The organism is Acidovorax sp. (genome assembly GCF_046314175.1).
In the GTDB taxonomy this organism is placed as follows: Bacteria; Pseudomonadota; Gammaproteobacteria; order Burkholderiales; family Burkholderiaceae_C; genus Acidovorax.
On record NZ_JBKBXG010000154.1, the window covers coordinates 1 to 6,401 of the forward strand.

The 6,401-nt window shown below is 64.7% G+C and carries 5 protein-coding genes; 1 reads left to right on the top strand and 4 read right to left on the bottom strand.

Annotation, left to right across the window (positions count from 1 at the left end):
* From ACK4OE_RS24680 to ACK4OE_RS24695, 4 genes are all read right to left on the bottom strand, one after another.
* The coding region (locus ACK4OE_RS24680; RefSeq protein WP_409889050.1) for a sugar ABC transporter ATP-binding protein at positions 1-1,270 on the bottom strand (1,270 nt) is incomplete at its 3' end.
* A 158-nt stretch (positions 1,271-1,428) separates the two neighbouring features.
* Positions 1,429-2,382 (bottom strand): sugar ABC transporter substrate-binding protein, encoded by a 954-nt coding sequence (locus tag ACK4OE_RS24685; RefSeq protein WP_409889052.1) that lies wholly within the window; start codon positions 2,380-2,382, stop codon positions 1,429-1,431.
* 324 nt (positions 2,383-2,706) lie between these two features.
* Positions 2,707-4,389, bottom strand: a complete 1,683-nt coding sequence (locus ACK4OE_RS24690) for an AMP-binding protein (RefSeq protein WP_409889054.1) — start codon at positions 4,387-4,389, stop codon at positions 2,707-2,709.
* A gap of 84 nt (positions 4,390-4,473) precedes the next feature.
* On the bottom strand, positions 4,474-5,214 hold the full coding sequence (locus ACK4OE_RS24695; protein WP_409889056.1) for an FFLEELY motif protein: 741 nt from the start codon (positions 5,212-5,214) through the stop codon (positions 4,474-4,476).
* A 93-nt stretch (positions 5,215-5,307) separates the two neighbouring features.
* Here ACK4OE_RS24695 and ACK4OE_RS24700 point away from each other — a divergent pair, with 93 nt between their 5' ends.
* The gene (locus ACK4OE_RS24700) at positions 5,308-6,201 is read left to right on the top strand and encodes an esterase/lipase family protein (protein WP_409889058.1); all 894 of its coding nucleotides are present in this window, start codon (positions 5,308-5,310) and stop codon (positions 6,199-6,201) included.
* The last annotated feature ends 200 nt before the right edge of the window (positions 6,202-6,401 follow it).

Below are 6,401 nucleotides of genomic sequence, written 5' to 3' on the forward strand. Positions count from 1 at the left end.
GGGTGCGGATGAATCCCTGCACCAGGCGGCTTTCGAGCCCGCGCTGCAGCCAGCCGCCGCGCGACACGGCCGACAGGTCGGACAGCGTGGCGTTGATGCGGATGGGCTGCGACAGCAGCAGACCCTGCGATTTGCGGTCTTCGGTGACCAGGCCCACACCGGCGGCAATGGCCTGCAGCGGCGAGGCAAAGCCCCGTTGCCAGGTGCGGGGGGCGGTGGGCGCTGGAGTGGATGGTTTTGCTATGTTTTGTGTAGCTGCTTGCGCATGATCTACTAGCGCTTGCGGCTGTTTTTGCTCTGAATTCGGGTGCAGCGTCACGCTGCCACGGTCTGCCCGGTCGGCGCCAAACAGCAGGCGGACCAGCTCGGTGCGGCCCGATCCAACCAGCCCGGCAATGCCGAAGATCTCGCCCGCGCGCAGCTCCAGGCTCACGTCCTGCACGGCGGTGTCCCGGCCCAGGCCCTGGGCGCTCATCACCACGGGGCCGACAGGGCGGCGCGGGCGGTGGTCCAGGTCGCTCACCACGCGGCCCACCATGCGCTGCACCAAGTCGTCTTCGCTCATGCCCGCCATGGGGCGCACGTCCACCAAGCGGCCGTCGCGCAGCACGGCCACGCGGTCGGCAATGCGGCGCAGTTCTTCGAGCCGGTGCGACACGTAGATGATGGCCACGCCTTTGGCCGTGAGGTGGGCGATCTGCTCGAACAGGTAATTGGTCTCGCGCGGGGTGAGCATGGCCGTGGGCTCATCGAGCACCAGGATGCGCGTGTCGTCCTGCAGGTTGCGCGCAATCTCCACCATCTGCTGCTGGCCGATGCCCAGCTGCGTGACCGGGGTGGCGGGGTCGATGTTGTCGAGCCCGATCTTGGCCAGCTGCGCACGGGCGGCGGCGTGCAGCACATCGCGCTGTAGCCAGCCCAGCCGGTGCGGCAGGCGGCCCATCAACAAATTCTCAGCCACGGTGAGAGTGGGCACCAGGCCCAGCTCCTGCATCACCATGCGCACGCCGTGGCGCTCGGCATCGCGGCGCGACGTGGGGGCGTAGGTCTGCCCCGCCAGCTGCATGCCGCCGCGCGTGGGCTGCTCCAGCCCGCACAGGATCTTGGACAGCGTGCTTTTGCCCGCGCCGTTCTCCCCGGTCAGCGCCAGCACCTCGCCCGCAAACAGCTCCACGTTCACGCCATCGAGCACGGTGGCGGTGTAGTCCTTGCCTACGGCCCGGATGGCGAGCAGGGGCGTTGCTTGTGGGGCGGTGGAGGGACTGAGCATGGTGGTGTGATGGGGATTGACTGCAGAGCGGGCTTTATCTCTTGAGCGGTGAACAAAGCTCAGGGAAGCGGTCTGGCGAGGCGCCGTGTCGCGGGCAGTACTGGAAGTACGGCAACACACGGCAACAACGCCAGAAGAGTTTTGTTCGCCGCTCCGGCTTACTTGCTGCCCTTGGTGACCAGCACCACGTCTGTCTTCACCGCTGCAGGCAACTGCGCCTGGGGCGTCTTGGCCGCCAGCGCCTTCTGCGCCAGCTCAATCCCGAACACGGCCTGCTTGGCGGCGTACTGGTCGGCAGTGGCCAGCACGCGGCCGTCGGCCAGCATGGGCTTGATGGCGCCGATGTTGTCGTAGCCCACCACCTGCACCTTGCCGGTTTTGCCCGCAGCCTTTACGGCGGCCACGGCGCCCAGGGCCATGCTGTCGTTGCCGGCCAGCAGGGCGACGAGGTCGGGGTGCTCGCGCATCATGCCGGCGGCCACGGTGTTGCCTTTTTCGATTTCCCAGTTGCCAGACTGCACGCCCACCACGGTGATGTTGGCGGCCTTCATGGCGTCCTGGTAGCCCAGCGTGCGCTGCTGCGCATTGAAGGTGGTGGACACGCCTTCGATGATGCCGACCTTGTCGCCCGCTTTCAGCGTCTTGGCCAGGTGGTCGCCCACCAGCTTGGCGCCCACGCGGTTGTCCGGGCCCACAAACGGCACGGTGATGTTCTTTTCTTTCAGGGCATCGGCATCGAGCTGGTTGTCGATGTTGACCACGATGATGCCCTTGTCGATGGCGGACTTGACCACGGGCACCAGCGCCTTGGAGTCGGCCGGGGCCAGCACGATGGCGCTGACCTTCTGCGCCATGGCCTGTTCGATCATCTTGATCTGCGCAGCGGTGTCGGTCTCGTTCTTGATGCCGTTGGCCACCAACGTGTATTCCTTGGCGTGCGCCTTCTGGTGCGCCTTGGCGCCGTCTTCCATGGTGCGGAAGAACTCGTTGGCCAGCGACTTCATGATGAGCGCGATCTTGGGCTTGTCCTGCGCAAACGCGGGGCTGGCCAGCAGGCTGCCCACAACGGCGAGGGCGGCGGCGGTCTGAACGGAACGGCGGGTGAACTGCATGGTTGTCTCCTGTTGGAATGGTGGACGAGAAAGGCGGCCGCACAGCGGCGTGCAAGTGCGCGAAAACACGATCAAAAACCACGGATGCGCGCAGCCCGGTGCCTTGTCGCCAGCGGATCATATCGAAAGCAAACGTTTGCGCAAACGTTTGCTAATCAGTGAAAACCCGAAGTTCCAGGGTGTCGCTAGGCGTTGGTGATGGTTGCGGCAGCGGTCTCACTCCGATGACGAACAGGCCCTGCGCACAAGAAAAAGGGCGCCGAAGCGCCCTGGAGAAACACCCGGTGCCGCACTCGTCTGAGGTGCCGCCGCCCGGGGAAAAAGCTATGCCTTGCGCAGCTCCCTGCGCAAGATCTTGCCCACATTGCTCTTGGGCAGTTCGTCGCGGAACTCGATGTACTTGGGTCGCTTGTAGCCGGTGAGGTTGTCGTGGCAAAAGCGCACCACGTCGTCTTCGCTGAGGGCCGGGTCGCTCTTGATGACAAACACCTTGATCGCCTCGCCCTGCTTTTCGTCGGGTATGCCGATGGCCGCGCATTCCACCACGCCCGGGCACAGGCTGATGACCTGTTCCAGCTCGTTGGGGAACACGTTGAAGCCGCTCACCAGAATCATGTCCTTCTTGCGGTCGATGATGCGGGTGTAGCCAGCGGCGTCCATGATGCCGATGTCGCCCGTGCGCATGAAGCCGTCGGCCGTGAAGGCCTTGGCGTTTTCTTCGGGCTGGTTGTAGTAGCCGGTCATCACGTTGGGGCCGCGGATGCAGATCTCGCCAGAATCACCCTGGGGCACGCTGTTGCCTTCGTCGTCCTTGATGGCGATGTCGATGCCCGGCAGTGGCAGGCCGATGTTGCCGCTGAACGTGGTGCTGATCACCGGGTTGTTGGTGCCGATGGCGCAGGTCTCGCTCATGCCCCAGCCTTCGATCATGGTGCTGCCGGTCACCTTTTGCCACTGCTTGGCCGTGCCCTCGCTGGCCGCCATGCCGCCTGCCTGCGACACGCACAGGTGTGAGAAGTCCAGCGTCTTGAACTGCGGGTTTTGCAGCAGCGCGTTGAACAGCGTGTTCACCGCAGGCAGCATGTGGAACGGCCGCTTCTTCAGCTCGGCAATGAACTTGGGGATGTCGCGCGGGTTGGGGATCAGCGTCATGCTGGAGCCCTGGCGGATGGCCAGCAGGCATAGCGTGAGCGCAAAGATGTGATACAGCGGCAGCGCGGCAATGGAGTTGGCCTTGCTGATGTCGCCGACCTTGGACAACGCCGGGGTGAACCAGGCCTCGGCCTGCAGCGTGGCGGCGACGATGTTGCGGTGGGTGAGTACCGCACCCTTGGACAGACCCGTGGTGCCGCCCGTGTACTGCAAGAAGGCGATGGAGTCGAGCGTGGCCTGGCTGGGCGCCAGGGACTTGTGCTCGCCCAGCGACAGCGCCTTGTTGAACGTGACGACCTTGCGGCCGTTGGACAGCGGCAGGTCATAGGCGGGCACCATCTTGGCCAGGTGCCGCACAGCAAACGTGATCCACTGGCCGTACCAGAAGCCCAGCAGGTCGCCCATCGACGTCATCACCACCTGCTTGATGGCCGTGCGGTCAATGACATCGGCCAGCGTGTGCGCAAAGTTCTCCAGGATCACGATGGCCGTGGCGCCCGAGTCCTTGAGCTGGTGCTCCAGCTCGCGCGCGGTGTACAGCGGGTTCACGTTGACGCAGGTGTAGCCTGCTCGCAGCACGGCAGCCATGGTCACACCGAACTGCGGGATGTTGGGCAGCATGATGGCCACGCGCGCACCAGGTTCCAGCCCGATGCTTTGCAGATAGGCGCCTAAAGCTGCCGAGCGGCGTTCCAGCTCGCCATAGGTCATCCACTGGTCCATGCAGACCGAAAACGGACTCGATGCGTGTTTGCGGAACGACTCTTCCAGCAGGTGGGCCACAGAGCGGTATTGCTCGGGCTTCACGTCATGCGGGACGCCCGGGGGGTAGCTCTTGAGCCAGATCTTTTCCATGCGCTTTTTCCTTGTGCTCACTTAGAGGGGGTTCCCCGCCAACGCAGGGTGGGCACAGATTGTGGAATCCGGGGGCGCAATGGGCTATCGGGCTTGTCCTAGGGTTCGCGCAAGCTGGGTCTCGCAGGTGACAGTTTCGGCGTCAAACAGTTGATCCATCAACGCCCGCTCGCGCGCCTCGATGGTGGTCAAAAACTGCTCTACCCCGCCACGCTGGCGCGCCAGCTGGCCAAAGGTGTCAAACCCGGCCTCCAGAAACTTCTGCAACGCCCCCATGCCCGCCGCGTGGGCCGGTCCCCTCATCATGCGCAGCATCATCCGCAGGCCGGGCGTACGGGTCAGGCGTGCCAAGTCGGTGCCCATGGCCAGCACGCGCTGCAGCTGCTCTTGCCGCGCATAGCGCTGGCCCACGGTGCGCCAGGCGGCGGTGTAGCGGGCGGCGTCGCTGGCCGCGTCGGCATGCACCAGCCACGCGCGGCCCATGTCCTGGTCCAGCCCCTCGGTCTGGGCATGCAACACCGCCAGGGCCACCGCTGTGGTCACTGCGGGCTGGGGAAACATGGTCTGCAAGGTACCCGCGATGCGGCCAAACTGCAGGTCGCGGTCGGTGTAGTCGGTGTCGCTGTACAGCTCTTCCAGAAAGAACCGGGCCGCGGGGCCGAACGAGGGCGAGCCCATCAGGTCTGCGTAAGTGCCCCGAAAGCGCCGTGCCTGCAGGGTTTTGACCGTGCCCACTGCCGCGCCCAGTGCGGGGGCGCCCGTGCGGTGCAGCCGCAGCGCGGTCACGTCGGCAATGCTGTCGCGGATGGTCTGGGCGGCGTCCATGGGGCGGGGTCCTTTCTGCGCAGAGGCGGCGTTGGGGCTGGGCCCAGACCGCACAATGCGGCTGGTTAATTACAACATCTGCCCCACACCACCATGATCGCGCGCTGGCAACGAATCCTGCTCCTGTTCATCCTGCTGACCATGGCCGCCTGGCTGGTGTGGCAGTGGCCGCAGTCCCCCATGCGTGCGGTGCTGGGCGCGCTGCTGCCGCTGTGCCTGTATCTGATGGTGATGGCGGTGGAGTTTGTCCTCATGCACATCACCAACCGCGCAGACGCAGCGCCGCGTGCACGCTGGTTGCAGGTGCTGGCAGCCTGGTGGGCCGAGGTGTGGGTGGCGCTCATGGTCTTTTGCTGGCGCCAGCCGTTTCGCCACCAGTCACTGCCCGACTGGCTGCCCGCGCAGCCCACGGGTAAGCGTGGTGTGGTGCTGGTGCACGGTTTTATGTGCAACCGCGGTTTGTGGCTGCCGTGGTTTGCGCGCTTGCAGGGCGCTGGCCATGCGTATGTGGCGGTCAACCTGGAGCCGGTGATGGGTTCCATCGACGACTATGCCGACATCATTGAAGAGGCCGTGGCGCGGGTAACCGCTGCCACGGGTTTGGCGCCGGTGTTGCTGTGCCACAGCATGGGGGGCTTGGCCGTGCGGGCGTGGTTGCGGGCGCATCAGGCGGATGCGCGGGTGCATCGGGTGTTGACGCTGGGTACGCCGCACGGCGGCACATGGCTGGGGCGGTTCAGCCGCGCGGTGAATGGGCGGCAGATGAGTTTGGCGGGGGAGTGGGTGGGGGCGTTGCAGAAGGCGGAGCCTGCGGGGCGGGCTGCTTTGTTTACGTGCTGGTATTCGAACTGCGACAACATTGTTTTCCCAGCGAGCACTGCCAGTTTGCCGGGGGCGGACAACCGGTTTGTGGAGGGGGTGGCGCATGTGCAGATGGCGTTTGATGCGGGGGTGATGTCGGCTTGTCTGGAGGAGATTGGGTGTTGATTTTTTGGGTGTTTTTGGTCTCTAGCGCTTATCCATCAAGCGCTGGCAGCTATTGTTTTTATAGTCGCTGAGTTTCCCCTTTCGACCGTTCGGGCTGAGGTTCTATGGTTCCAGTCAAGCATTAACTGCGTTGCCAGAGACCAATGCGAGATCAAACCGTTTGTGGTTCTTGAACAGGCTGAAGGCCACACGCACCATTT